Raw genomic sequence first — 23,658 nt, forward strand, 5'->3', positions numbered from 1 at the left:
GTACCTTGCGGCTCCAAGATTATTTTATCCAAGAATTTACAACATAACTAAACCTCATGGCTCAAAAGCACATTCTAATCGTACCCGGTGATGGTATCGGACAGGAAGTAACAGCAGTTGGTAAACAAGTGCTGGACAAGATCGCAGCAAAGTTTGGACATACTTTTACGTACGACGAAGCCCTGATCGGTCACGTAGCGATCGAGGCTACCGGCAACCCTTTGCCCGATGAGTCACTGGAGAAGATGAGGAAGTCTGATGCTGTGCTGTTTGGCGCGGTGGGCCATCCCAAATACGACAACGACCCTTCGGCCAAGGTACGTCCTGAGCAGGGATTGTTGAAGATGCGCAAGGAGCTGGGCCTGTACGCCAACCTGCGTCCCATCAAATTATTCGATGAGTTGCTCGGTGCTTCCAGCATCAAGCCAGAAATACTGAAAGGTGCCGATATCCTGTTCTTCCGCGAACTGACCGGCGATATCTATTTCGGCGAAAAAGGCCGCAAGAACGATGGTGGTACCGCATATGATATTGCCGAGTACAGCCGTTTCGAAGTAGAGCGCATTGCGCGCAAAGCATTCGATGCTGCCCGTACCCGTCGCAAAAAGTTGTGCAGTGTTGATAAAGCCAACGTACTCGAAACAAGCCGTCTCTGGAGAGAAGTGGTACTGCAGGTGGCGAAAGAATATCCCGATGTGGAACTGGAGCACCAGTTTGTGGATGCAGCGGCGATGATGTTGATCAAAGATCCCCGCCGTTTCGACGTGGTCGTGACGGCCAACCTGTTTGGTGATATCCTGACCGACGAAGCGTCTCAGATCGCTGGTTCGATGGGTATGCTGGCTTCCGCTTCTGTAGGCGATGGTACCGGTGTTTATGAGCCGATCCATGGTTCCGCACACGATATCACTGGCAAAGGCGTAGCCAACCCACTAGCGTCGATCCTGTCTGCTGCCTTGCTGCTGGACATCTCCTTCGGTATGAAGGAAGAGTCGGAGCTGGTGATCACCGCCGTCGACAAGGTATTGAAAGCCGGCTTCCGCACGCGCGATATCGCCGATGCAACCACACCTGCTGATAAGATCCTCGGTACCGAGGCGATGGGTGTGGAAGTATTGAAGTATTTGTAATCGAATGAGCTTACATAAACAAATGGGCATCCCGCGTGGGATGCCCATTTGTTTATGTACCGTGTTGCCCGGGAAATGGTCCTTTCATCGATGCAGCTGTTAAGGCAGCAGCGACAAGTTTGTGGATAGGGCTGGGGCAGTTGCCTTCTTGCCGGCACACCCTGTTTTTCTGCTTTGACCAACTAACATGCTACGCTGTTTTACATAAGGTGAAGCGATGCTTTCGACGGCGGTCGCCCAGGCATGGTTGTTGGGTGCGTTCGCGGAAGGGGGCAGCGATAAACGCGCCACCTCACTCGTATCGTACAGGCATTCCTGCAGTTCACCGTCGATCATCGTGAAGGAGAGTACGGTCCACGGCACTGTTCTTACGGCAGAGATGGCAGTTGCCTGTTGCCGCAGGTCGCTCGTGGTAAGGCCCGGGCAACTGCTGGCGCCACTGATGTCAAATACGAGACCAATATTGGTACTGCCTGGCTCATACGCGGCATCGGGGAAATACGACGAGAAACTACCGGTAACGAAGACAGGGCTGACCCCTGCTGTTTCTATCAGGCACATGGCAGACTCTGCAAAGACATAAAAGGTATAATCGCCATTGATGCTGGCTGGTAATGAATCGCTGAGCGAGAGGCCAACGTAGTTGCCGTTAAGATAAATCCTTTTGGCGGGACAAGGATCCATTTGCCCCTGGGCCAGACTGTTGACGGGGCATGCGCATGCAAGGCTCCCGAGCAGGGAAACCCATAGAAACATTCTTTTCATTGGTGCGTGTTTTGATGATTGGTTTGATTGGTGTCACTGGTTCCCTGTAGTCTCTATAGTCTGGAGATGGCATGGTTGGTTAGGTCATGATAACGGGTTTGGTGAGTGAATTATAGATAACGGTATGTTAGCTGCCGGGACGTTTGCTTTATAGGTTCATCGGGGGCATAATAACTTCGTAGGGACATTCCTTGATGTCGACGCCTTCAATCCGTGATTGCTCTATGGCTATTTTTAGTCGTTCGGAGATGATGACGTCTGCAAATAGACCAAAGAGCGGAATGAGATCGTAGTATTGGTTGATGGTGATAGAGCTGAGATGCATTCTCAACCTTTGTTGCATCCGCAAAGCATGCTGCCTGTTGTGTATTTCCTCTGCTGAGTGGAATCTTTCTTGCAGCGGTCCTTTATCGGTTTCTGTATCGACGTCTGTTACATTAAAGGTTAACGCATCGATTTGGACGGTCGATTCGATAGCTGTCCACAATAGGTTAAAGATAGAGTAGTCGAGCTTGTTTCCCTTGTAAAGTAGTTTTGCCGGATAAAAACGATGTGGCTGTGCAATGATGAATTGTTCAAGAATTAATTTGAAATGATCTGAGATTAACCATCCTCCTGGTTGGTCGCCTCCACTGAAGGAGAATATGTCGAGCAGTATCCATTCCCAGGTTGTTGGGTCGTCGTGGAATTGCCTGATCAGCGAGAAGTGATCAAAGAGCGGGGCGTTGTCAATCAACTCCTGGTCGTTCATCCTGGTGAAATATTCTTGCGATACCCGTACAGTTCGCATGTTTGCTGTAGGAATGACTTCTTCCCCGAAGTCAACGATCGATTGATGTCTAAGCGTATAAAACATATGGGTCAAATAGGTTCTTCAAATAGAAATGGTGGGTTGATTGTGGTAATGTAAAGGATGCCATTGGAACTTCCCAGTAAAGTCCTTCCGACTGATAATAGCCATCGGTTCTTATGGGTATATGGTTTTCCGGTAATGCCCGGTGCTGCCTGACCGCCGGCACCGGAAAGAGTAAGTGAAAGGGATGGCCCCGATCCATCAATAATTCGTGGTCGTTGATGATGGTGCACCCATACTCAAAAGTGCTTTGCATCGGGTTGTAATAGAATTGGAAAATTATGCGGTCCGGCAAGCCCGGCGACAAGGTGTAGGAACCACGTTCGTAATCGATTTTTTCCTGTGGCAAACCTTGTAAGTTGGGGGACTGGCCCTGCATATCCCCGATTTTCCGCGCCTGCGACGATAGCGAGGATAAGTAAAGCAGAAAATCCCAATCGGGGTCGTGTGAGGTGGTACGAAAATAAGTACCGTCCTCTTCGAGCTTCAGGTATTCATAAGCGTATCCTTTTATCAGGCAGCCTGACAATTGCTTTTCAAAATAAACGCCGGGGGTGCGATAAAAGCCTTCGGTATTGATGGTCATGGCGTGTTTTGTTGTTCGAATACATGCAAGTCGCCAGCATTGTCCATGACGAATAGCTTGTTTTGATAGAGCTGGATCTGAGCTTCATCTACAGGGATTAGCGTATTTCTACTTTTAAATTTGAACTTGTGAAGCCATTCGATACGCGCAGTTTCAATGTCGAAGACACCTATATGGTTTGTGCCAGCGATAAAATACAGCTTGTTGCCATAGATCTTTGCTTTTCTCATGAAGACAGTTTCCCCGGCTAGTTGTTGTAGAGATTGCGTGAAATCTATTTTTCTAATCACTTTGTTTTGCTCGATATTGATTTCTATAAAAGTTTCAAATCCAACCCCTAAAAATCGTGGACTGCCTGGAGCATATTGTAACATATCCGTTGTTACATTGGTGTTGTTGAACTGCTGCCTAAGTTTACCTGTTTCAGCATCGTTCAGTAGAAAACTTCCATTGTTTAAGGTGATCGCTACAAGTTGGCCATATTGCCCAGCGAACGCTGAGAATTGGGCAGGTGCTGCCGTCGAAAAGCTGAATTCCCATTGCTTACCCTGGTCACCAATGCTGAGTGCGTAGCATTTTTCATATGAATCCAGCAAGATCCAGTTTTTTTGAACAAGCTGGTTGAAGTAACTATATGGGCGGTATGGCCATTGCTCCGCCAAAGTCAGGTCCCTGTTTAATAAACCAAAGGAGATTTTGCCATTGTCGATGATCGCAGTACCCAGATATTCGTCGTTGACAAGAAAGAATCCCTGGTTTACGCCGCTTAGAATTTGTTGCCAGGACTGAAAGTCGAATATGGAATATTTGCCGGCCCAGTCTGTAATGATGATCTTGTTGTCAAAAAGCAGGTGGTCGAGTGGCTGGTCGTTTCCATATCTGTATGATTGATCATCTAGTAGTTTCACGCCTCTCGTGTCCCGGATCAATACGCTGCCATCGGGAAGAATGCCAAATCCATAGGCGGCAGGGCTAGGGATTCTTGTTAAGAATTTATACATAATGGATTTTTGGAAACATTGGTTGGTCTGGTGCTGCGATTGTGGTGATTGGGTGGCCTAGCCGATAAAAGAATGATCCAGTTTGGACCATTGCTCCCTGAATTCGTTGATGTCAAGTTCTACCTGCCAGAGAAGGTGAATATAATGGGTAGGCTGCCATGCTCTCTTTCGTACTGGTGGTAATGAGTCTTCTTACAATTTGTACAGGTAAAACGGATTGAAAAGCCTTTATTGCCACCAAGCAAAAAGCTGGCACTGCCGTCGTCATTTCAATGTCGACATCTTTATAGTAGTCGATAGAGGATGCGTAGTATCTGATAAATCTTACTTCGGCGATCTTATTCAGTTGCATATTGGTCGGTTTGGGCTTGTAGGGGTGGGTACGGGTCACCGTAATATAATTATTTGCCGCGAATACAGCAAACAGACCGTATACGGACTTATGTGCTGTGATTTTCAGCACAATCCCTTGCCTGTTACCGGTTTTTTGCTAGGTTTGGGCCATGCCCGACAATTTTATGGCCCAGTTGGAGTATTTCGCCAGCATCATTCCGCTCACGTACGTGGCGTTGTTTCACGTCATCAATCCGATCGGCTCGGGGGTGTTGTTTTACAATATTACGCCCGGCGCGGATGGTAAGGAACGTCGCCTGATGGCCCGTAAAGTGGCCATCAATGCCTGCATCATGCTTGTTGTGATCCTGTTGGGGGGTATCTATATCCTGAAATTGTTTGGTATCACCGTGCCGATCGTGAAGATCTGCGGTGGTTTGGTCATCCTGGCTATGGGCTGGCGCTCACTGACAAAAGATGAAGACGCCAACGACAGCGACGAAAAAGTAAAGATGGCCAACAGCATGCGTGGCTTTGAAGCCTATAAGAGCAAGTTGTTCTATCCATTTACCTTTCCCTTTACCGTGGGGCCTGGTACCATCTCCGTAGCCCTCACCATCAGTGCCGAATCGCTCGTGCACCGGGGCAACAGTGCCAATAGCATGCTGCAGTTTGCCGGGGCGATCACGGCCATCATCCTGATCGCTTTCACCGTGTATATCTGTTACGGCAGTACCGACTTTGTATTGGGCAGGCTCACCCTTCAGATGCGCAAGGTGATCATGAAGATCTTCTCATTCATCCTGCTTTGTATCGGCGGTCAGATCCTGTTTGGTGGCGTAGAAGATTTTATCAAACAAGTGAGCAATAACCTGAAAGGCTAGGCTATGCAAGCATCGAATGAGCGTATTTCCGTAGACAGGCTGAAGGCCATCATTGGCGGATCCATCGGTAATCTTGTGGAATGGTATGACTGGTACGCCTATGCCGCCTTTGCCCTGTATTTTTCCGGATCTTTCTTCCCCACCGGCAATGCCACGGCGCAGTTGTTGAATACGGCCGGGGTCTTCGCGCTCGGCTTTCTGATGCGGCCCATCGGTGGTTGGTTGTTTGGCTGGCTGGCCGACAAACGTGGCCGCAAGATCTCCATGACCTGGTCGGTGTTGCTGATGTCGCTGGGATCGCTGATGATCGCCTGTACACCCACTTTTCACGCGATTGGTATCCTGGCGCCGGTGATCCTGTTGGTGGCGCGATTGCTGCAAGGCCTTAGCGTGGGTGGCGAATACGGTGTGTCGGCCACCTACCTGAGCGAGATGGCTACCCGCAATCGCCGCGGCTTTTATTCCAGCTTTCAATACGTAACGCTGATCGGCGGTCAGCTGATCGCCCTGGGTATACAACTCATACTGCAACGCCTCCTGACGACAGACCAACTACACGATTGGGGCTGGCGTATTCCTTTTGTGATCGGCGCCATCTTATCGGTGGTAGCACTCTACCTGCGCAGCAGTTTGCAGGAGACACCTTCTTTCCAGCAACAAGGTGCAAAGGCCGATGTGAAAAAAGGTTCGGTCAAAGAGTTGTTGAAGCATCCGAAAGCCATCCTGACGGTGGTGGGGCTAACGCTTGGCGGCACCCTGGCCTTTTATACCTATACCACCTATATGCAAAAGTTCCTGGTGAATACGGTACACCTGAGCAAGGAACAAAGTACGATGCTGTCCTTTATCTCCCTATTGTTGTTTGCTGCCCTGCAACCCCTGTTTGGCAGCCTGAGTGACCGCATTGGCCGCCGCCCGTTGCTCATGGGCTTCGGGATATTGGGCGTAGGGTGTACGGTGCCGTTGCTGACGGCATTGAGCCATACGACATCGCTGTTCACCGCCTTCCTGCTACTGATGGCGGCGTTGATCATCGTCAGCGGCTATACCAGCATCAATGCAGTGGTAAAAGCAGAGTTGTTTCCAGCCGAGGTGCGGGCGCTGGGCGTGGGTTTGCCCTATGCCCTTACGGTAGCCATCTTTGGTGGCAGCGCCGAATATGTGGCGTTGTGGCTGAAGAATGGCGGTCATGAATCGTGGTTCTATTGGTACATCACGGTTTGTATCGGCATTTCGTTGCTGGTGTATGTGACGATGAAGGATACGAAGCATACTTCGAAGATATAGGCATCAAGGCACCGAGGCAACAAGGCAGCGAGGGAATACAGCAAGTGTTAGGGTACCGCGTAATGATGGATGCAAGTGTTGCTCTTAACATAAAGTTCATACTGTGTAGTGGTGATCCTGTGGCAGAACCTGTACTTTCGCGCCCGGTTAACGAACTGTTACCTGATCTGCCACCTGACCTATTTTTGATATGAAACAAACGCTCCTGGCTGCTGCTTTCCTGGCAGCACAATGGCCGCTGCAAGCCCAACAGGCACAGCAGGCTACTCCCGATCAACACGTGATCCTCATCAGTATCGATGGTCTTCGTCCAGAATTCTATAAGGACCCTTCCTGGAACATGGTGCACCTGCGCCAGGCCATGGCCGAGGGATCTTACGCCGATGGGGTGGATGGTGTATTCCCGACGGTTACCTATCCTTCGCATACGACGATGATCTCCGGTGTAAAACCCTTGAAGCATGGTATCTATTATAACGTGCCTTCAGAGCCCTTGGGTGTTACCGGCAACTGGATCTGGCAATACGAAAATATCAAGGTGCCTACGGTATTCAGCGTCGCAAAAGCGAAAGGACTGAAGACAGCCTCTGTTTTCTGGCCTGTATCGGTAGGCGGCCCTGCTACCTATAACATTCCCGAATACTGGTACCTGCCTGCGAAGAAAGGAGCCGAGCGTGTGATGACGAAGGCTTTGCAGGAACATGCCAACCCGCCGGGCTTGTACGAAGAGCTGGAAAAAAACGCCGTGGGTAAACTAGAAGAGATCGACTTTAACGGTGATTACCTGGGCATCGATGAAAACCTGGCCCGCATGAGCGGCTACCTGATCCGTACCTATAAACCTTCCCTGTTGGCCGTGCACCTCGTCACGGTCGACCACTTCGAACATGAGCAGGGCCGTGATGGCGATAAAGTCCGTGCAGCCATTGCCGGTGTAGACCGCGCCATCAAAACCATTCGGGAAGCGGTGCAAAAAGCCGGTATTGAAAAGAATACCACTTTCATCGTTACTGGCGATCACGGTTTTGTTGACATCTATGCAGCGCTGGCTCCGAATGTATTGCTGGCACAGGCCGGCTTGTATGATCCGAAGAAACCCGAGAACTGGAAGGCTTATTTTCATCCGTCTGGTGGTGGCGCCTTTCTGCAACTGAAAGACAAGAACGACAAACAAACAAAAGATAAGGTATTGCAGCTGCTTAACGCGTTACCGGCTGCTCAACGAAATGCGTTCCTCATCAAGTCGCGTGAAGAGCTGGATGCAGTAGGTGCCGATGCTACCGCTGCTTTTGCGCTGGCTGGTCAGCAGGGATATACCTTCAGTGGTGCTGCTGCCGGCGAATTCGTTCGCGCTGGCAAGGGCGGTACACACGGTTTCTTCCCCGACTTCAAAGAAATACAAACCGGTTTTGTCGTATTCGGTAAGAACGTTAAAAAGGGTGCTGTCATACCACGTATGGGACTGGTGGATATAGCGCCACTCATCAGCAAGCTGCTGAACCTCGAAATGCCGGCCGGCGACGGTCTGTTGCTGAACGGGGTGCTGACCAAGTAGTTTTTGTGAACGATATATAAGAAGAAGACAGGCTGCTCCGCAAGGGCAGCCTTTTTTGTGCAACGAATGCTGGCCACTACGCGCGCCGGAGTTCTTCCTTGGCCTGGCCGATCCACTGGCGGTTGAGGCTTCTTTCGCGTGGGCTCAGGTGACCTGCTTCGTCGATCAGGGCCTTCAACACGTCCCGGGCTTCCTGTGCACGACCTGCCCGTTGCAGGAATTGGGCATATTCGTACCTGGCCTCGAAATAAGAGAAACGAACATTCATGCCTTTGAATTCCTGGTCGGCCAGCTGGCTGTTGCCGGTATGTTCCAGCGCAATGGCATAGAGTATATGTGTTTTGGAGCGGGCAAAGGAGGGCGTTTTATACAGCTTCTTTGCCAGGGGAATGACCTTTTCGTACTGCTTTTGGAGCGAGTAAGCGATGATGAGCTGTTTCAACAGGTCTTCGTTTTCTGTAAAGGCGCCCGTATAGCTGCCTTCGTACAAGTCCAATGCTCTACTGGTTTCCCCGGTAGCGAGATAGGCATCGGCGAGTGCCATGCGGTTGTTGAATGTATCGGAAAAACGAAGGTTCTCCTCGAGTTTACGAACAGTGCCAGTAGGGTTCAGGATAGAGCCCAGGTTGGCCTGTACCTGTTGCACATCCCGCCGGCTGAACATTTCCGTGAAAATATAAGCGATGCCGCCGATCAGGGGAAGAAACACGATGATCCAGATCCATTTTTGCTGGTTGCCTTTGCGGATGCAATGGATAACACAAATAACCTGTATGGCTCCGGTGATGTAGTAAAAGTTGGTGTCGAAGAAAGGGAACATGGTTTGGGTTGTAGGGTCGGGGCCAAAAATATACATCAGACGTGAATGATCAAATAGTAGTTGCCCACAATAGGCTGATAATTCCTGGCGGGTACTTCCTTTGCGCCCACCAGTCTGCCCAGTATCAGGCGGCTACGACGATTCATCAGTCCCTGGCTGATATTAATTGTATATTTATTAAAACTTTTTGTCATGGAAAGTGCAGCCAGTCCATCCTGTTGGGCAATCGTCGCAATGACGTTCGTATCGATGCTGAGCAATGATCGTGCTCATGGGCAACCAGCGGTTGCTGTAGCGCCCGTCGCTCGTGATACGGTGGTGGTGGACCAGCAAGGACACCACTACGCAGTAAAAACGATGCAGGATGGGCTACAATGGATGACCGTCAACCTGCAAACGGTATTGCCGGGTTCTTTTTGTTACGACGATGCAGCAGCGCAGTGTGCCCGTTACGGACGATTGTATACGTGGAAGGAGGCAGGAGCCGGATGTGCTTTACTGGGATCAGATTGGCGATTGCCTACCGCGGCCGAGTGGCAGCGCCTGACCTTGTTGCAGGGACGTTTCAGCGGTGATACGATGGCGGCGCGTAGGCTGGCCTTTCAGCAACTGATGACAGGTGGTGCCGCTGGTTTTGAGGCAGTACTGGGTGGAGGCCGAGCGCCGGAAGGCGGTTATGCGCGGGGGGAGGCCCATGGCTTCTACTGGACATCTACTTCCCTGGATAGCTCGATGGCTTATTATGGCAATTTCGCGAAAGGATCGAAAGCATTATACCTGCAAACGGACGGCGAAAAGGAAGAGGCTTTATCGGTGCGTTGTGTGCGAGGGAAATAATTCATATACTACCTTCGCTATACATTTCATCGTTACACTTATACATGGTTTACCAGGAATTTCAGCCCGATAGCCGCCTTGCCGGTTTTGTCAGCAACTACTGGTGGTTTGAGAATACTACACCACAACCACTTGATTTTACCATCCTGCCCGACGGCTGCTTTGACCTGATCTTTCACCTGAAGGCTGGTAAGATTATCGAGGCGTCGCTGACAGGATTGTGGACCAGGCCGGTCGATGTTACCATCGAGCCCGGCAGCCAGTCCTTTGCGATCCGCTTCCGTTTGCTGGCCGTGGACTATCTTTTCCGTCAATCCATCGCTGCTATTTGTGATGGTGAGCGATCCGTAGCCACGGACTACTGGGAGGCCCACCAGGTAGATATGACCAACCAGCCGGCGGCTGTCGCCCATTTTGACCAGGTAATGGTTGCCATCCTGGCGGGCGGTAAGCCAGTGGACGCAAAAAAGCAGCAATTGTTTGATCTGTTGCATCAAACTGGGGGTGAGCAAACCATCGATTGGTACGCGTGTCAGGTATTTTGGTCGGCCCGGCAGATCAATCGGTACTGCAATGAACGTTTTGGGATCTCGCTCAAACAATACTGTACCATTCTCAAGCTCTTCGCTTCTTTCCGGCAGATCAGGAAAGGACAACTGTATCCCGCCGGCAACTTCTTCGATCAGTCACATTTTATCAAATACGTCAGGAAACTTACCGGCTGCAGCCCCCTGGAATTGTACCAGAATAAAAACGACCGTTTTTTACAATTGAAGATCCTGCCTGCCGAGTAGCTTTGTGGTTACAATCACCGACTATGCGCATCAACAATATCACACTTCTCGTGAATGACTTCGACAGAGCTTATGCTTTTTACCATGACATCCTCGAACTGACCTGTACCTGGGGGAAACCAGGAGAGAATTTTGCCAGTTTCAGCCTGGGAGATGGAGCGGGAATCGCCATTTTCAAAGCCGAACTGATGGCAATGGCCCTTCCCGGTTATCAAGCCAAACAGGCTGGTGCGCAAGGGGATAGTACGATGATCCTGGTACAGGTGGACAATGTGCAGGATGCCTACACCAAGCTGTCACAGAAAGGCGTGGTGTTTATCGATACCCCGCAGGATATGGCTGCCTGGGGCATCCGGGTGGTGCATTTCCGGGATACCGAAAACAATCTCTTTGAACTGTATTCGGAATTGCCCAAAGAACAATGGTCGGAGGGATTGCAGGAAAATGCCAAACAATACACGGCAGAGTAGGCCAAACAAGTAGGCTATTGACCCACTGCCTGCCAATCCAGCTATTTATACTTCCGGTAGTACAGGAATACGGTGGCTTCTATGGCGCCCCATTTGCCTTTTTCCCATTTGGGAATATCCAGGTAGTCGTAGGTGTCTTTTTTACTGTATATCGTAAACGTGTAGTGCTTATTGTCTGCCGCAACACTGCGGTTGTTGACATACAGTACGGTAAACGTACCGGGAGCTGCCAGCCGTGATAACTGTTTGCGCACCGTGTCGGTGGCTATTCTGATCCTGGGATCGGTGGTGAGGCGTGGTACTCTCAGGGTGAATTGTCCTTCGTGCCGTACTTTGTTGAGTTTTGAATACAGCAGGTTGCGATCGAGTTGTTGCTTTTTCAGGAATTGCTCGGCTTCTTCATTGGTCTTGAAGGTGGCGGTGACCTCTTTCACCCGTAAAGGGTTTTGTTTGGCGAGCTTCCTGATCTTTTTGACATCGTACGCATAGCTGCGTCCTTCATACAGGGTACAACCACGGACCATGTCGAAGGTCCAGGATTTTACCTCGTTGTTGTTCTGCGACAAGGTGACAATATAATAATCCCGTGGCATTTGTGGGTCCTGTTCAGCTCCCGCTGTAAAACTGACGATCAGTTCCTTGATATCGTCGGGATTATCGATGATGAAATCCATTTTGTCGCTGTAGGGGTCGGTCTTGTAATAACCGATCAGCTTTGATTTGTAGTTGATCGTCGAGGTGTCGAACAACACATATTGCTGGGCCTGGGCACCGAATGGTAGTAAAAGTAGTAGGTAGAGGTAAAATTTGTTCATAGCACGATGTGGCGATTGCCATTGTGGTTAAAGGTAAGATTTCAATTGAACAGTTTGTAGCGTTTGAATGTCTTTCCCTGCCGGCGTAGCCAGGCATGGTAACAGGAAGGTATATCGCACTCCGGTTTGGGCAGGAGCGAAGAGATGATGATCCGGTCCAGTTGGGAGACCAATCCCAGTGCCAGGCAGATGCGGAACAGTACAACAGGCTGTTGACCGGCAAAGAAACTGGTGAAGGTGACGAGGAGAAAGAGTCCCCAGGTTTTGGAGGTCCAGTTGTGTGCGCAACCACTTTTCCGGAACTTGACGAAGTTGATGAGGTCGGAGATGGGCTCCAATACAAAAAGGGCGACGATCCAGTAAATATGTTCTTTCATCAGCTGGCCATTGAGTATCCACACGCAAACGCCTGCTGCCAGCCAGAACACAATATCGACATTGCCATCCCATTTGCGTAACCGGTTGTCCGCAACGCCCAGGTTGCGGGCGATGATGCCGTCAAATATATCGGACAGCAAGCCAGCCCAAAGGCAAGCTACCAGGAACCAGCCGCTCTGGTGGGTTTGTACAGTCCATAGCAGCATGACGGGGGCCAACAGGAGGCGGAACAGGATCAGCGCAAAGGGAATGGAGCGTTTTATTTTTTCCACGGTGATTTGATTGATAAGAGTATGATAAGTCCAGTGATGAAAAATATACTGAGGGTGGCTACACTGGCGCGCATGGAGCCGGTCAGCCATTCGATCCATCCAAATAAAAAAGTGCCGGCCACCACACCTACCTTATCCAGCACATCGTATACGCTGAACCAGGTGGCATATTCATGTTGCTCTCCCTGTATGAGGGTCGCAAAGGCAGAACGGGATAAGGCCTGTGTGCCGCCCATTACGAGGCCCACCAGGCTGGCCATGCCATAGAACTGTGTGAGGTTTTGTACCGAGTAACCAATACCACAGATCACCACCCACAGGATTAGTGCAATTCTTACCGCCATGATGTTATTGTACCTGTTGGCTACCTCTACAAACAGCCAGGAGCCGGCAATGGCGAGCACCTGCAAGGCCAGTATGACACCGATCAGGTGTTCGGTGGTGAGGTGCAGGGTCTTGGTGGCAAATACACTTGACATGCCCATGATGGTGGTCACCCCCATATTGTAAAAGAAAAAGGCCAGGAGGAACAGCCCGATGATGCGGTGCCCACGTGCCTGCCGGAAGGCTGTGCCGATGCGGACATAAGATTGTGCGATGATGGTGCGGGTGATCGGTTGGGTGTTGCTATCGGGTGGAAGTCCCTTGAAGGCGTACGCCGCAAACAGCCACCACCAGCCCCCGATCAACACAAAGGTGATCCGTACCGGTAGTGCCGACGCTATGCTGTCGCGGGGGAAGCCAAGTGGTTCGGCAAACCGGATCAGCACGAGGCAAAGGATGAGTGCGAGCAGGCCTCCCAGGTAACCCCAGGCGAATCCTTTGGCGCTTACGCTGTCGTAGTCGGCGGGTGCAGCGATCTCTGGCAGATAAGCGTTGTAAAATACTACACCCAGGCTATAGCAGGTGCTCGATACGAGGAATAGTGCGCCAGTGAGTACCATCGACTCGCCGGTAGCGAAAAAGAGCCCCGCGCAGCTAATGGCACCGGTGTAGGAAAACAAGCGCATGAACTTTTTCTTGTTGCCGGCATAGTCGGCAATAGACCCAAACAAGGGACTCAGCAATAAGATCATCAACGAGGCAAGCGAATACAGGTATGCATACAGTACTGAATTACCGATCGATTGCCACCAGGCAGGTTGCGTACCGCTGGTTGTCAGACTTAAAAAATAACTGGGAAAGATGGCCGAAGTGATGACGAGTGAGTAACTCGAGTTGGCCCAGTCGTACCAGCACCAGGCTTTGATCGTTTTGGTAGGTTTGCTTTGCAGTATGCGGGGTTTGGCTGCTGCTAAAAATAAGGCGATTCTTTTACTTGATCAAATGGTGCAGCGCCTCCTGTCGTTTCTTTTTGCAGTAGAAATGTTAAAAAAACAGCGGGGCCTGTATGCAGATCACGGGCATCCCGCTGCCGGGCCTGTTTACCCTTTCAGCCATTTATGTTTATGGGCGAGGGAAATGACCTGCGCCCGCGAGTTGACGTGTAATTTATCGTAGATATTGGCGATGTGTTTGCGAATGGTCAACACGCTGACCTGTAGTTCCGACGCAATCCTTTTCGCGTCCCATCCGCTCACCATATGCTGCAGTATCTCCTGTTCTCTCTCCGTGATATTGACGGGCAGTTCTTGCGTTTGTGTCTGGTCGGGCGCGGGGTTGGTGGCGCGGCTCAGCAATTGCAAGGCTTTGCGGGCGATCGCCGGACTCATGGGAGCACCTCCTGTTTGTAGTACTTCTACCACGGCCGCTTCCAGCACGGCAGCGGGTTCATGTTTGAGGATATACCCCGATGCACCAGCGCGAATGGCTTCAAAGATCTTGTTGTCGTCATCAAATACCGTCAGTACGATAAACTGTATGTGTGGAAACAGCGTCTTGGCCAGGCGGATGGTTTCGATGCCATCGAGTTCTGGCATTTCAAGGTCCATGAAGATCACTTCCGGCAGGCTGTTGTGTGGCAGCCCCTTTAATTCTTCCAGGCATTCATTGCCATTGTGCGCGACAAACACCAGTTCCATACGGCCGGATACTTTCAGCTTCTGCATAAAGGTGTTCCTGTTCACGGCATTGTCTTCTGTCAGCGCGATCCTGAATTCCATGTGATCAGTTTTTATGGTGGATGGGTTCAATGCGTACGGTTGTTCCGGTAGCGACTCCGTTTGTCCAGCCGAGCGTCCAGCCTGCGGCAGCTGCGCGGGCCTGCATATTCTTCAGCCCATGTCCTCCTCCTTTGGTTGTTTGAAGGGGGGAAAAGCCGCGTCCATTGTCCTGTACTTTGATCTGCCAGCTGCTGTTGACTTCGATGTGTACCTGTATCAGGTTGGCACCGCTGTGCTTCACGGCATTGGTGACGGCCTCCTGTATTACCTGAAACAGGTGAAAGGCCTGTGTGGGTGGCAGCGAAATATCCTGACCGATCTTTTCGATCACCTCCATTTCGATGTGTTGGTGACTTTTGCGGATACGATGCAGAAACACTTTGAGGCGGTCGCTGATGGCCGTCAGTGACAACGTGTCTTTGTTCAAGGCCCAGATGGTATCGCTCAACTGGGCTACCATGGTTTGTGAATTGCTGTTGAGTTCGTGCATCGCGGTCCTGTTGTCCTCGCTGATGCCATTGGTTTGCAGGATGTCTACATTGGAGGCGATGGAGGCGGCATAGGCACCGAGGCTGTCGTGCAGGTCGGCGGCGATCCGCTTGCGTTCGTTCTCTTCGGCATCGGCAATGGCTTTGGCTGTTGTTAGCTTTTCCTGCTCGATGGCCTGTTGCATACGCAGTCGTTGTTTTTTACGGAAGTCGCGAAACAACATGAAACCAGTTACGATCACAATGGCGCCGGCGCTCACGCCGAGTAGCAGGATATTGTTCTTTTGAGCAATAGTCAGTTGTTGTTGAATGATGGTATTCTCTTTTTTCTGTACGGCGTATTTGGTTTGCATTTCTGCTATGGCCAGTTCAGATTCGGCATTGGCCAGGGAGTCTTTGGCCAGGATGATCTGTTCCAGCATGCCTTCATAGGCATGGCTATCGCCTTTTTCTTTGTAACACCTGGCCAGCAGTTCGTAAAACCCGATCCGCATACCCAGCTTGTTGGTATAGGTGCGGGAGGGGCCGTTGGGCGCGTTGCGCACATCGCCGCGTTGCAGTTTTTCCTGGCAAAAAGCAATGGCCTTATCGAGCTGTTTCGTGGTGATGTAGAAATTGACGAGGGAAATGTTGTCATCGACCCAGGCATCATCGTGTAGTTGTTGCCGCACGTCGATCATTTCCTGTAAGGCGGTCTCGGCCTTATCGATCTGTCCGGCCTGCAGGTAAATATCGGATTGCCGTTGCAGGGAGAGGGCGAGGTTGTTGAGATTGTGACTGGCCCGCATCAGCCGGATGCCCTGTTCGCCGTAGTAAACTGCCGAGTCGGACCGGTTCAGCATGCGGTGCGCTTGTGCCAGGTTGATGTAGATCGAAGCCCGGATAGGATCGAAGTATGCGGTGTTGCCCAGTTTGGCCAGCGCCGTACGAAACCAGGGCAGGGCGGTAGCAGGCGTTTCCCGCGAGAGATCGATCGACCCGATGGTATTCATGTTGGCGACCATCACAGCCGTGTCGTTGTATTGTTCTGCCTCGTGTACGATCCTGTACAGTATGGTGAGTGCCTCCTGGTTCTTGCTGTGGCTGCCATAATACAGGGCTTGTTGGCGGGCTGCTTTAAAATACAGGGGCCTTTCTTCGGCATTAGTGACCTGGTGGTTTTTTACGACGGGGGCGATGGTGACGAGGGCACTATCGATCCATCCCCAGCGAAAGTAATCATTGGCAACCGCGATCTCGGCTTGTGCTACTGATCGTTTGTCACCGGTCTGTGCTGCCAATGCCCTCGCCCGAAAACTATAGTGATCGAGGGTGTCGCGGTTGATGCTGGCATATTCTTCACAGAGGTGGAGCATGGCAGTCAGTTGGTCACGGTCGTTGCCGGCACGATAGACAGCCTGCAGGAGGCTGTCTATCGTGTGTGTCTGGGCAACGAGCCCTTTCGACGAAGCGAGGAGTATGATCAGGACAGCAGCGATGCGCGTCATGGGGTATACTGCTTATTGTTCATCAAACATACCGGTTTATGGGTTACTGGCTGCATTGTCCGGCGATTATTTGAGCCTGGGTGGGGTTATAGGCATTACTGATTACACCATAGCCGTTCAGGATGGCGGCAGATTTCACGAGTTTGGTGATGCCGCAGAAGTTCTTCAGCACTTTATTCTCGGTGATGCTGATGCTGGCGGTTGTTCCTTCTACATTGGCCAGTCCGGCGAGGCTGGCGAGCTTATCGTTTTGCCCAATGGTGATGCCCCAACGCAGTGATTTCACCTTTTCGAGTCCGTCGATGTCCACCAGTTCGGGATTGCGCGTGATAAACAACCCCATGACGGTGGTGATGGAACTCAGGCCTTTCAGCGAAGTGAGCTTGCTGTTGTCGGTAATGTAGATCAAACGGTTTTCGTTGGTGCCGGAAGAGGAAAGTTTAGCCAAACCACTCAGGTCGGTCAGCGCCGTTTGTACGACACGCAGGTCCTGACCGACGGATTCAAGTTTGGCAAACCCGGATATATCTGTGAGGTTTTTACCACCGATGTGCAACATGGCGCCTACGGACTTCAGGCTTTTGAATCCTTTGATAGCATTGAGTGGTCCGGTGTATCCGGCAGCCGAAGCGGATTCGAGGAACAGGGAGTATTTGACGCCGGTGAGTTTATTGAAACCATTGATGGTCTTCAGCTTCGCATTGGCGCCGGGAATATTGCCGAGGGAAATGGTGAAGTCGCCGCTGACGGTTTCCAGGTTGTTGAAGCCATCGAGGTTGGTGATGCCGGGGCAGTTCTCGATCACAAACCGGCCACAGGTCTTGAGTGCGGGCAGGTCGAAGCTCGTGAGGGCCTGCGTGGTTTCATACCCTCCCCACAGGTAAAAGCTATTGGGTACTTTTTCCAGGGCGTTGAGGTTGATGGTGACCAGTTTGACGTTGTGGTTGAGGTCAACGGCGTCGGCCTCTTTCATGTTGGGCAGGGTGAGGCTGGTGAGTTCGCCATTGTCTTTGCAGGTCAGGTTGCCTTTTTCGTAGCTCGGGAAGTTGGCGGTCTTCAAGACTTTATGCTGGTTGATGGAGAGTCCTCCCGTCGACCGGAGTTTGTTGCTCACGGCCGTGATATCGGTGAGCAGATCGTTTCTGGTAATGCTGACCCAGTCGGTCATCGCGGCCGGAATATTGATGCCTTCCAGACTGGTCAGTTTGGGATGCTGATCGATGGTGAGGCGGGCCGTGGCAACTATATTCTTCATGCCGGCCACCGAGGTCATTTCCGGATTGTCGACCAGGGTAAGTCCCCAGCCACCGAGCGTACCGCTGGCATTGGCAAACATATTGAGGTTGGGCAGCAGGGTATTGGTGATCTCGATATTCCCACACTTGTCGACCGACTTCAGGTTGGGGATGGAGAAGGTTTTCAACAATGGGTTGCCGACGATGGTGATGCTGCCATTGGTCAGCGGGCTCACCGATTCAATAGATGGCAGGGTGAGCGCGTTAGTGTCAGGTTGTGGGTGATGACGATCGCCTGCAAGGTCTTACTGGCCAGTTTAGGAAAGGGGGCATTGAGCAATTGGCCATTGGCGGAGATCTTGAGGTAGGATAGTTCTTCCAGTTCTGCCAGGCCACCAAGGCTGGTGATCGTATTGCGCTCCAGCGCGAGGCCTCCTAGCTTCTTCAATTTCACGATGCCGCTTAAGTCCGATTGATTGGAAATATAGAGCGTGCCACTGACCGCAGTATATCCGGAGTCGATGAAGGCTTTCAGGTTTTCCGCGTTGCCGATGTTGTAGTCTCCCTGGAAGATCTTTCCTGGATCGCCTGTTCCGGGATTGCCAGTGCCAGGCGTTTCACACACTTTCACAGGCTCCTGTATCATGTGTGCCACGGAAGGATTGACATTGATCTTTATGTCCTGGCTGCGCTTACCGGTAGCGACATCGAATACCGTGAGTACGACGTTGTCGACACGGTTGGTGAGGGCGCGGGCAAACAGGTATTGTACGGTGAAGCGTCCTTCATTGCCATAGATGGGGGCAGTAGTGCTCTTCACGATGGTGTTGCCGCTGCGCATGCTGAGGAAGGCATAGCCGGTGGTGATGGGCTGGTTGTTGCAATTGACGGCTTTACCATTCACGTTGACAACCGTTTCGCCGTTGCCACCGCCGCCGCTGCTTTGCGGAGGAACGGTAATGGTGATCGTAGAAGGCGGGTTGGTGGGCCTGACGGTAATGGTAACGCTTTGCCCTTCTTCGGCGTATGTGGGTGCAGCCGGCGGAACTTCGCCACCGGTGGGGGTGTAGTTGGGATTGGTGGGGTAGTCGGGACCCCCGGGTTGCACGGGTGTCACCGTCACTTCCATTTCGGTGGTCATGCTGGGCAATGGAAAGGTAACAGACGTAGTGCCACCGGGTGGATTGCGGTTGGGGTTAGGCGTGGGGGTAGGGAAGGTATTGGTGTAAAGCGTGGTCTGTGTTTGCTTATCGCGCACGTTGAGGATGAAGTCGGGCGGGTTGTTGGCGATGTTGTCGATGTCTTCGGGTGGCATGCTGGTGATATTGGGAATGATCCAGCGCAGGATCATCGGCAGTATCATGAGTGGGTTCCAGTGGTCGTAGTTCCACACGGAGAAGTGTTTGACCTTACCGATGTATTTGCCGTTCTGGTAGGTGCCTTTGCCTTCCTGTTGCCAGATGCCTTTCTCTTCATTGAAGTACCACATATCGATGGTAGGGGTAGCCGAGCTTTGCAGCTTTTGCGGCACGGGCAGGGTGACGGTTACTTCCTGTCCGGCTTTGATGGTGAGCTTGTTGCCTTTGTCGTCGAGCAGGTCGAGGTTCGACATACCGTAAGAGACGAGTGACCCTCTTTTGTTGTCGGCATTGTCGGCGGCGAGGTCACCGGGCATGCGGGCAAAGAAGTCGGGGCTGGTGGAGTTGATGTAGTTGGCGACTACATGGACGACGCCGGTGTAACCCTGAATGGCGTTGGCTGGTATTTCTATCTTGATACCGCCGGTAGACTCCACGGCACCGCCGGTGGTGGCGCTGATGGTTCCGATGCTTTTCATAGCCAGCATTTTGATCAGTGGCGGTTTCGACATGCCGTCTTTCTTCGGCTGAAAGATGCGCGAGCCTTTGAAATAGCCTTGTTTGGTGGCTACCAGGTAGGCGCGTGCCTCGTCGAGGCGAATACTGGTGAGCATGTAGATACCGTTCTCATCGGTACTGGTGGTTTTACCGCCGCCGGTGATGGTGACACCGGAGAGCGGTTTGTCCTGTTCATCGACGATGCGGCCAAACACACTGGTGGTGACCAGTACGCCTTCTTTGGGCAGGCCGGGTATGGGCGGCTGGTTGTTGTTGTCGCCTGTTTTGTCGTTCTTGCGACAGCCGTAGGCGAGGAGGGTGAACAGCAGTAAGTAGTGGAATATCTTTTTCATTGCGGGAAACTTAAGATGATTGATGTTGCAAATCTTCCAAGTTCCCGGCGCGTAGGAAATACTTAATTTGTAGTAGGTGGTGGTTTTAAGGGGCGATGAGTTGGCCGACTTTCAGTTTGTCACCCGACAGGTCAACTTCAAATAGCTTCGGTATCCGGATGGTGCGGCCATTTTCTGACCGGTGGCTGTGCAGCGACATCAACAGTTTGCCCTCGAAGGTGCGGAACAGCATACCATGGCCGAAGTTGGGCGGTGTGATGGGGTCTTTTTCCTGTATCCAGGGGCCATCGAGGGTACCGCTGGTGGAGTAGGCGACGCCCTGTGTGTACACATCATAGATCCAGCTCGTCCAGATCATGCCGAGGCGACCGGTGCCCGTGGTGAACAAATAAGGGCCGTCTGTTACCTTGTTGGGTTTATCCTTCCCGTTTTCATCTTTCTCGCGGCTCCAGGGCGCTTCGCTGGCGCGGAACAGGAGTTTCGCTTTTCCTACCGAACCACTGAGGTCGGGCTTGAGTTCGATCTTTTCGATGGTGCCGTCCCAGTTCTGCAACCATTCATAGCAATACACCATATAGGGCTTACCATTTTTATCGACCCAGAAAGTGCCGTCGAGGGTGGGCATATTAGCCGGCAGATAGGTGGGGTCTTTCATGGGTACATAAGGGCCGTCGGGGCGGTCACTCACGAGTACATGCGAGGCGCGTCGTTCGATGGGGGTACCTTTTACCGTATCGATGAAGACGGCGCGGTTGGTGAACGTAGCGAAGTAGTAATATTTTCCTTGGTAGGCGTGGATCTCGGCGGCCCAGATCATGGGGCGCGGACCCATCCAGGAAGTAGAGTCTGTTTTAGCAATAGCATAGGGTCCTTCCCACCATTTCAGGTCTTTGCTTTTCCAGAGCATGCCGCCGGTGCCCGTCATATAATAGGTTTTTGTAGGCTGATCGGCCAGTATGAACGGATCGCTGAGGCGGATGGAGTCGAGCGGAACGTTCTTGCGCGGTGCAGGGGGCATGCGTTGCTGGGCGGTAGTGGTCATCGTTATCAGCAATAGCGCTAGCAGTGTCAGGCAAACGGAAGGCTTCATAGGGGTCAATTTACTGAAAAAGATTTTATTGCTTAGCTTTGAAACGGGGCTGTCCTTTCTTCCCCTGGCAATGCCCTTTTTTCGATCCCCTGTGAATGATACCGTTGTCGCTCATTACCTAAATTCTTCTTATGGCTGACTATACAACACCCGGCGTTTATATCGAGGAAGTGCCTCAATTGCCTCCGTCCATTACTGCGGTAGACACCGCCATCCCGGCCTTTATCGGTTATACGGAACGCGCGCGTGACCAGGCAGACGATGACCTGCTGCTGACGCCCAGGCGTATTAGTTCCTGGTATGAGTATGAGCACTATTTTGGCCGGGCGGATGCGGAGCAAAGCCTGGTGGTTAGTTTCGGACGGTCGACCGGGACCTCGGTGGAAATGAATCCGCGGTCGGAGGAAGCAACCCGCTCCAAATTCGTCCTGTACTATAGCCTGCAATTGTACTTTGCCAATGGTGGCGGTCCCTGTTATATCGTTTCGGTAGGAAATTACGCTACCAGCGGACGACAGGTATATGTAGAACTGTTGCTGGCCGGATTAGAAGCGGCTGGGCAGGTGGAAGAGGTAACGTTGCTGTGTTTTCCCGATGCACTGGGGCTGCCGGATGCACCCACCTACTATCTGCTGATGGGCGAGGCGATCAACCAGGCGGAGGCATTGAACAATCGATTTGTGCTCATGGACCTGTATGCGCCACGCGATGATTGGCGGGCCGACCGCCAAATGCTGCGGGATCATTTACCCGGAACGGTCGATGGCCTGCGGAATGCTGCAGTATACTGGCCGGTGCTGGTGACCCGGGTCAATTTCGAATACAAACTGCCCGGCACCGATGACGACGATGATGCGCTGGTGAAGATAGAAGGGAATAAACATGGCCATACCCTGGCCGAACTAAAGGAAAATAGTAATACCGATTACCTGCGGGCGAAGGATGCCGTGCGCAGCCTGGCCATGAACCTGCCTGCTGCACCGGCGATGGCGGGTATCTATACACAAATTGATAGTACACGGGGTGTTTGGAAGGCGCCAGCGAATGTGGGGCTGGAATTGGTGGTTGGTCCTTACTGGGGTATCAATGATGCCAATCAGGGTGATATGAATGTAGATGTGGAAACGGGCCGGTCGATCAATGCGATCCGCTTTTTTAAAGGCAAAGGGACGGTGGTGTGGGGGGCGCGTACGCTGGCGGGTAACGACAATGATTGGCGCTACATACCGGTGCGCCGTTTTTATATGATGGTGGAGGAATCGGTGAAGAAAGGTACCGAACAGTTTGTATTCGAACCCAATGATCGCAACACCTGGGTGCGGGTGAAAAGTATGATCGATCTTTTCCTGACCCAGCAATGGAAGGCCGGCGCACTGCAGGGTAGCACCGCCCACGATGCCTTTTTTGTCAAGGTTGGTCTGGGGGAGACCATGACGGAATTGGATATCCAGGAAGGCCGGATGATTATCGAGATCGGCATGGCGGTAACAAGTCCCGCAGAATTCATGATCCTCCGAATTATGCACAAGATGCTGGCGGAAAGTTAGGGTGCGATCGTGCTACCTCAAAACTTCTGCAGGAAGGTAATCGCGTCACCGGTTCCGTTCAGCTTCAGGTAAAGCGCTTTGGTGCCATTGTTGTCCGTGCCCACCGTATAGGTATAGCGGGTAGTGACCGTCATTTCACTTTTGCCCAGATCCCTGTCTTCTTTGGTTTTGCCGTTCTCCGTTCTCTTGTAGTGCGCGGTGTTGGCATGTGTGATGATGGTGCCGGCTGCCTCATCGATTTCCACGGTTCCCTTGCTCAGCGATTGGTGGTAGGTAGAAAGTGTACCTGTGGTGGTGCGCGAGGTGAAGTATTGCGCATAGGTACCATTGGCATTGAAGTTAAAGGCTATGGCCAGTTCGAAAGCATTGCCGAGATAATCTGCCGGGTTTTGACTCCAGTATTCGGTCATCGAGAATTGTCCGTACATCCAGTTGCCTTGCAGGGCCGTGGAGACTGTTGTGCGGGGTCCGTTGCCGTAATTGTCAGAACTGCCTTTGTCTTTCTGGCAATTGGCGAATAAGGACGATAACACGATCGTCGTGACGATGAGTATTTTGTTCATGGCTATGATTTAATGGAGCAAAGGTCGATACGGGAGGTACCCTGTAAAAACGGATCGTTGGTGAATTGATAAAACCATTTCCTGAATTGTAGATGCCCGCGGAAGTTCAGGTTTTCACGATGATCGCCTCGGCCTGAACTTTTCAGCACATAAAAAT

Annotated in this window: 23 protein-coding genes; 8 read left to right on the forward strand and 15 right to left on the reverse strand. The window is 51.8% G+C overall.

Annotated elements, in window-relative coordinates; all coding sequences use genetic code 11:
* The first annotated feature begins 56 nt into the window (after window positions 1–56).
* Window positions 57–1,130, forward strand: a complete 1,074-nt coding sequence (gene leuB, locus P2W70_RS11575) for a 3-isopropylmalate dehydrogenase (protein ID WP_276481619.1) — start codon at window positions 57–59, stop codon at window positions 1,128–1,130.
* A 99-nt stretch (window positions 1,131–1,229) separates the two neighbouring features.
* On the opposite strand, the gene P2W70_RS11580 is transcribed toward leuB, so the two are convergent.
* The 5 genes from P2W70_RS11580 to P2W70_RS11600 form a co-directional block, all read right to left on the reverse strand.
* Window positions 1,230–1,895, reverse strand: coding sequence for a hypothetical protein (locus tag P2W70_RS11580; protein ID WP_276481620.1), 666 nt, complete (start codon window positions 1,893–1,895; stop codon window positions 1,230–1,232).
* Window positions 1,896–2,043: 148 nt separating this feature from the next.
* Window positions 2,044–2,646 (reverse strand): hypothetical protein, encoded by a 603-nt coding sequence (locus P2W70_RS11585; protein ID WP_276481621.1) that lies wholly within the window; start codon window positions 2,644–2,646, stop codon window positions 2,044–2,046.
* A gap of 88 nt (window positions 2,647–2,734) precedes the next feature.
* Window positions 2,735–3,334, reverse strand: a complete 600-nt coding sequence (locus tag P2W70_RS11590) for a hypothetical protein (protein WP_276481622.1) — start codon at window positions 3,332–3,334, stop codon at window positions 2,735–2,737.
* Window positions 3,331–4,335, reverse strand: a complete 1,005-nt coding sequence (locus P2W70_RS11595; RefSeq protein ID WP_276481623.1) for a hypothetical protein — start codon at window positions 4,333–4,335, stop codon at window positions 3,331–3,333. The genes P2W70_RS11590 and P2W70_RS11595 overlap by 4 nt, the downstream gene beginning before the upstream one ends.
* Window positions 4,336–4,447: 112 nt before the next feature.
* Entirely contained in the window at window positions 4,448–4,687 is a 240-nt protein-coding gene (locus P2W70_RS11600; RefSeq protein WP_276481624.1) for a hypothetical protein, read from the reverse strand.
* 151 nt (window positions 4,688–4,838) lie between these two features.
* Here P2W70_RS11600 and P2W70_RS11605 point away from each other — a divergent pair, with 151 nt between their 5' ends.
* The 3 genes from P2W70_RS11605 (at window position 4,839) to P2W70_RS11615 (ending at window position 8,394) form a co-directional block, all read left to right on the forward strand.
* Window positions 4,839–5,552 carry a MarC family protein gene (locus P2W70_RS11605; protein WP_276481625.1) on the forward strand — a complete coding sequence of 238 codons (714 nt, stop codon included), beginning with the start codon at window positions 4,839–4,841 and terminating at the stop codon, window positions 5,550–5,552.
* Between the two features lie 3 nt (window positions 5,553–5,555).
* Window positions 5,556–6,839, forward strand: coding sequence for an MFS transporter (locus P2W70_RS11610; protein ID WP_276481626.1), 1,284 nt, complete (start codon window positions 5,556–5,558; stop codon window positions 6,837–6,839).
* A gap of 190 nt (window positions 6,840–7,029) precedes the next feature.
* Window positions 7,030–8,394 (forward strand): alkaline phosphatase family protein, encoded by a 1,365-nt coding sequence (locus P2W70_RS11615; protein WP_276481627.1) that lies wholly within the window; start codon window positions 7,030–7,032, stop codon window positions 8,392–8,394.
* Between the two features lie 76 nt (window positions 8,395–8,470).
* On the opposite strand, the gene P2W70_RS11620 is transcribed toward P2W70_RS11615, so the two are convergent.
* Window positions 8,471–9,250, reverse strand: a complete 780-nt coding sequence (locus P2W70_RS11620) for a PLDc N-terminal domain-containing protein (protein WP_276481628.1) — start codon at window positions 9,248–9,250, stop codon at window positions 8,471–8,473.
* Window positions 9,251–9,406: 156 nt separating this feature from the next.
* Between P2W70_RS11620 and P2W70_RS11625 the strand changes: the two genes are divergently transcribed.
* From P2W70_RS11625 to P2W70_RS11635, 3 genes are read left to right on the forward strand one after another with little or no spacing between them, the layout of a single operon-like run.
* The gene (locus P2W70_RS11625; protein ID WP_276481629.1) at window positions 9,407–10,051 is read left to right on the forward strand and encodes an FISUMP domain-containing protein; all 645 of its coding nucleotides are present in this window, start codon (window positions 9,407–9,409) and stop codon (window positions 10,049–10,051) included.
* Window positions 10,052–10,095: 44 nt separating this feature from the next.
* The gene (locus P2W70_RS11630; protein WP_276481630.1) at window positions 10,096–10,845 is read left to right on the forward strand and encodes a helix-turn-helix domain-containing protein; all 750 of its coding nucleotides are present in this window, start codon (window positions 10,096–10,098) and stop codon (window positions 10,843–10,845) included.
* 23 nt (window positions 10,846–10,868) lie between these two features.
* On the forward strand, window positions 10,869–11,315 hold the full coding sequence (locus P2W70_RS11635; protein WP_276481631.1) for a VOC family protein: 447 nt from the start codon (window positions 10,869–10,871) through the stop codon (window positions 11,313–11,315).
* A 41-nt stretch (window positions 11,316–11,356) separates the two neighbouring features.
* On the opposite strand, the gene P2W70_RS11640 is transcribed toward P2W70_RS11635, so the two are convergent.
* From P2W70_RS11640 to P2W70_RS11675, 8 genes are all read right to left on the reverse strand, one after another.
* Window positions 11,357–12,130 carry a hypothetical protein gene (locus tag P2W70_RS11640; RefSeq protein ID WP_276481632.1) on the reverse strand — a complete coding sequence of 258 codons (774 nt, stop codon included), beginning with the start codon at window positions 12,128–12,130 and terminating at the stop codon, window positions 11,357–11,359.
* 41 nt (window positions 12,131–12,171) lie between these two features.
* Window positions 12,172–12,780, reverse strand: a complete 609-nt coding sequence (locus P2W70_RS11645) for a CDP-alcohol phosphatidyltransferase family protein (RefSeq protein WP_276481633.1) — start codon at window positions 12,778–12,780, stop codon at window positions 12,172–12,174.
* Window positions 12,768–14,090 (reverse strand): MFS transporter, encoded by a 1,323-nt coding sequence (locus P2W70_RS11650; RefSeq protein ID WP_338119833.1) that lies wholly within the window; start codon window positions 14,088–14,090, stop codon window positions 12,768–12,770. The genes P2W70_RS11645 and P2W70_RS11650 overlap by 13 nt, the downstream gene beginning before the upstream one ends.
* Before the next feature lie 114 nt (window positions 14,091–14,204).
* Window positions 14,205–14,882: a response regulator transcription factor gene (locus P2W70_RS11655; protein WP_276481634.1), complete on the reverse strand. Its 678-nt coding sequence runs from the start codon at window positions 14,880–14,882 to the stop codon at window positions 14,205–14,207.
* Between the two features lie 4 nt (window positions 14,883–14,886).
* Window positions 14,887–16,857, reverse strand: a complete 1,971-nt coding sequence (locus P2W70_RS11660) for a tetratricopeptide repeat-containing sensor histidine kinase (RefSeq protein WP_276481635.1) — start codon at window positions 16,855–16,857, stop codon at window positions 14,887–14,889.
* Between the two features lie 43 nt (window positions 16,858–16,900).
* Window positions 16,901–18,328, reverse strand: a complete 1,428-nt coding sequence (locus P2W70_RS11665; protein WP_276481636.1) for a hypothetical protein — start codon at window positions 18,326–18,328, stop codon at window positions 16,901–16,903.
* On the reverse strand, window positions 18,325–20,301 hold the full coding sequence (locus P2W70_RS11670; protein ID WP_276481637.1) for a carboxypeptidase-like regulatory domain-containing protein: 1,977 nt from the start codon (window positions 20,299–20,301) through the stop codon (window positions 18,325–18,327). Before P2W70_RS11670 ends, P2W70_RS11665 begins: the two co-directional genes overlap by 4 nt.
* An 85-nt stretch (window positions 20,302–20,386) precedes the next feature.
* The gene (locus P2W70_RS11675; protein WP_276481638.1) at window positions 20,387–21,391 is read right to left on the reverse strand and encodes a glycoside hydrolase family 43 protein; all 1,005 of its coding nucleotides are present in this window, start codon (window positions 21,389–21,391) and stop codon (window positions 20,387–20,389) included.
* A 131-nt stretch (window positions 21,392–21,522) separates the two neighbouring features.
* Here P2W70_RS11675 and P2W70_RS11680 point away from each other — a divergent pair, with 131 nt between their 5' ends.
* Window positions 21,523–22,938, forward strand: coding sequence for a phage tail sheath family protein (locus P2W70_RS11680; RefSeq protein WP_276481639.1), 1,416 nt, complete (start codon window positions 21,523–21,525; stop codon window positions 22,936–22,938).
* A 17-nt stretch (window positions 22,939–22,955) separates the two neighbouring features.
* Here P2W70_RS11680 and P2W70_RS11685 read toward each other — a convergent pair whose 3' ends face one another.
* A complete protein-coding gene (locus P2W70_RS11685) occupies window positions 22,956–23,501 on the reverse strand; it encodes a hypothetical protein (protein ID WP_276481640.1) in 546 nt (181 codons plus the stop codon).
* Window positions 23,502–23,658: the final 157 nt, after the last annotated feature.

Origin of the sequence: Paraflavitalea pollutisoli, assembly GCF_029360705.1 — a bacterium.
In the GTDB taxonomy this organism is placed as follows: domain Bacteria; phylum Bacteroidota; class Bacteroidia; order Chitinophagales; family Chitinophagaceae; genus Paraflavitalea; species Paraflavitalea pollutisoli.